The 3,400-nt window shown below is 66.2% G+C and carries 3 protein-coding genes; all 3 read left to right on the forward strand.

The window, feature by feature from the left end; all coding sequences use genetic code 11:
• Positions 1 to 90 precede the first annotated feature (90 nt).
• From ACFRFC_RS38160 to ACFRFC_RS38170, 3 genes are read left to right on the forward strand one after another with little or no spacing between them, the layout of a single operon-like run.
• Positions 91 to 396 carry a hypothetical protein gene (locus ACFRFC_RS38160; protein WP_382693793.1) on the forward strand — a complete coding sequence of 102 codons (306 nt, stop codon included), beginning with the start codon at positions 91 to 93 and terminating at the stop codon, positions 394 to 396.
• A complete protein-coding gene (locus ACFRFC_RS38165) occupies positions 393 to 1,445 on the forward strand; it encodes a terpene synthase family protein (protein ID WP_382693794.1) in 1,053 nt (350 codons plus the stop codon). The genes ACFRFC_RS38160 and ACFRFC_RS38165 overlap by 4 nt, the downstream gene beginning before the upstream one ends.
• Before the next feature lie 55 nt (positions 1,446 to 1,500).
• Positions 1,501 to 2,541 (forward strand): hypothetical protein, encoded by a 1,041-nt coding sequence (locus ACFRFC_RS38170; protein WP_382693795.1) that lies wholly within the window; start codon positions 1,501 to 1,503, stop codon positions 2,539 to 2,541.
• Positions 2,542 to 3,400: the final 859 nt, after the last annotated feature.

A 3,400-nucleotide genomic window follows, 5' to 3' on the forward strand; every position in this document is an offset into this window, starting at 1 on the left:
GGCCCTGGTCCACCTCCGAGCCGCACCGCTGGAACCGGCATCCACCCGCCTGCTGAGGGAGTTCGCGGACAGCGCCGTACGGAGGTCCACATGACCAGCACCCTCCGGTTGCGCGAACGGGTCCTGCTCGCCGCTCCACGCGGCCGGTACGCGGGTGCTGAGCGGGCGGTCGGTACGGTGATGCAGAGGCTGGAGATGTACGGCGCCCCCGTCCACGTAGGCCACGAGAACGTCCACAACGTCCGGTCCCTGGAGGACAACGGCACGGTCGTGGAACGCGCGGACCAGGTACCCGAGGGGTCGCTGGTCGCCTTCTCTCCGACCATTCACGCGGAGGCCCCCGACTCAGCGAGCCGTTCCTGCCTTCCATCTCTCCCACGAAGGAGCACGACATGATCAAGAACACCATGCCGGACCTCACCGGCATGACCTACCGCCTGCACGAGCCGCCCGGACTCCTCGTGCATCACGAAAACCCAGCCATCGAATCCGTGGTCAAGCGGCACGACACGTGGCTTCGCAGCAACCTGGGGCCGATCTTCTCGAGCGCGGAGGAACTGGACTTCCACGCCAAGCAGGTGATCTCCCGCTGGGTCTGCTACGTCTTCCCCTCAATCAGTGAGCAAGCTGCCTGCAACCTCGCCCACTACACCTCCATGTGGCAGCTGCTGGACGACTGGGTCGCCTGGCGCACCGATCTCCACCAGGACGCGACCAAAGCACAGCGGATCGGGGAACGCCTGCAGCGCGTGATCCAGGGAGAGCAACCCAACCCGAACGAGCCCATCGAGAAGCACTTCGCCCACGCCTGGCAGCAAGTCGTCGCCGGGGGAGCCCCCGGCCCGGTGGAGGTTGCCACCGAGAAGATGCTCGGCTACATCGACTACAGCTTCACCGTCGAGACCCAGCGCCACCGCGACTACGACTCCATGACGCTGGAGGAGTTCACCGAGCACTCGCGGATCCACATAGGCGTGGAGCCCTGGATCCAGATCGCAGAGGTCACCCTCGGGATCGACCTGGGCGACGAGCTGCGCACCAGCCCCAAGATGCGTGAACTGTGGGACGCCGTCAGCGAGGCCACCCGCTGGGTCGAAGACATCTCCTCGTTCCGCAAGGAGTACTTCTCCGGGGACCGCGGCAACATCGTCCTGATGCTGATGCGCAACGAGGGGTACAGCCTCCAGGACGCCATCGACCGCACGTACGAGCTGTACGCCGACGCAGAGGCCCGTTTCGTGCGCCTGAGGGACGAGATGCTGGCCGGACCTCATGGCTCACGCCCCGAGCTGCACACCTATCTCCACGAGATCGGACACGAAGCATCCGGCATGTGGATGTATGGCTATGTCTCCCCTCGCTACCACGGGCGCGACTACGTCTGGAACGGCAAGACCTCCGGCGTGCTCACCCTCTGGCCCGACCGAACCGATTTCCCTGCCTGACGCAGCCCGCGCTCACACCGCCGGCTCCACGAAAGGACGAAAGGGGGCACCCGTCGTGATCACTCAGGTCAACACCGCCATCCGCATCGACCCCACGCCCAGCACCCTCGACCCACGCCACCTCTTCCGGTGCCCCTACCCGTCCCAGATCAGCCCCACCGCAGAACAGGCCCGCCAGCACACTCTCGACTGGCTCACCAACCAGCACATCATCAACAGCACCCGCCAGCGCAGCTACGTGGACGCCATGCGCCTGGACCTCTACGCAGCTCGCTGCGCCCCACAGCTCGACGACGAGAAGCTGGAGCTGTTCTGCGACTGGATCATCTACACCACGCAACTCGACGACCACGTCGACAGCGACGACCCTGCCGCCATCGACGCCACGATCCGTCACCTCGTTGCCATCCTCGACCACGACGACCCCGACCAGGCGCAGAGCGACAAGGACGTCTTCGTTGTGGCGTTCGGCGACCTGTGGAGGCGCTGTCAGGTCATAGACCAGCCCTGGCGACGCCAACTGGCCGACCGCTGGGCCCAATGGCTGGAGGCTTACCTCACTGAAGCCTCCTGGCGCCGCGACAAGCTGTGGCCCTCCCTGGCCCGATACCGCGAAATCGTCCGCATCACCAGCGCGGCGCTGCCCTTCCCTCTGCTCTCCGACCACCTGTCAGGCCTCTATCTGCCTGACCGCATCCTCAACTCAAGCCCCATCACCACGATGCGGGCGCTCATCCCCGACCACACCATGGCCGTCAACGACGTCTTCAGCGCCCCTCGCGAAGCCCTCACCAACGACCACCTCAACGCCGTCTTCATCATCCAGCACGAATACGGCTGCACCCGCGATGAGGCCGTCCAAGCCGTCGTAGCTTCCGCAGATGACGCCCTCAGGCACTTCCAGTATCTGGAGGCATGCTTGCCGGCCCTGTGCCGCGACCTACCGGCCACACCAACCGAGCAGGCCGACACCCTGCGCATGGCGAGCAATCTCAAGCACTGGTTCAGCGGCAACCTCGCCTGGCACCAACACGACACCGCCCGCTACGCCAACGGTATACAGCCGCTCGGCACCGCATCAACCGATCACCGGTAGTCCGGTGCTCATGGCCGCTGACGATCTGGCCACAGAACTGTTCCGGCCCGGCCGCCGAACCGACACCCCCACGCTGTGCTGGGCACCGCACAACGAGTAGGAGGCGAATCACTTGGGACCGTCGACGACGTGGTGCACGACGGAGAAGCAGTACTGCTCCGGCTCGGGGAACCAGCCTCGCCCATCCCCGAGCCTGCCGTTTCCCTGCGCTGGACTCGCATCAGATGCGAGAAGGCCGCATCCTATGCGAGCCGCCAGAGAACCAGCGGGTCAGCCCCTTGCACGAGTGGTAGCAAGGCCCCGCCGACCCCTATCGTTACCCTTACCGCCGGTCCCCAACTCCGCAGGTTCATAGCACGGTTGATGCCCCCACTCAGGCCGATTCGCACCGGCGCGAATTCGCATCTGATGCAATTGGCGGCGCTTGCATGGTGACGATCCCCGTGCCGCTGACGACGCTGCGAAGTTGAAGTGTCTGGTTGCCCCTGCGCCGCGGCCCAGGTGCTCCCGCGCCCTCGACGGCCACGCCGAACCCCGTCGTCCAGGGCATGATCCACACGAGACGGCCGTGGCGGCCGGCGAGCGGCATGAGCCAGATGAGCGTGACGCCGAACAGGCCGAAGGAGAACCCCGAACCGGTCGGCCTTCTCCCACGCCGGCTGCCCGGTGGTCACCCGCGGGTCCACGACCAGTCCCACCAGAGCGGCGCCAGGAGCAAGCCGGACCACCACGGTCGCGAACATCGGCGGGTTGCCCATCCACGGCCTGCGCACCAGGGCCCGCAGCCCTGAACCCCCGGGATATGCGGGTGATTCACAGCGTTGCGGCTTCCTCTTCCAGGAGGGCCACGTCGGGGTGG

The organism is Streptomyces sp. NPDC056734, assembly GCF_042790455.1.
Lineage (GTDB): Bacteria > Actinomycetota > Actinomycetes > Streptomycetales > Streptomycetaceae > Streptomyces.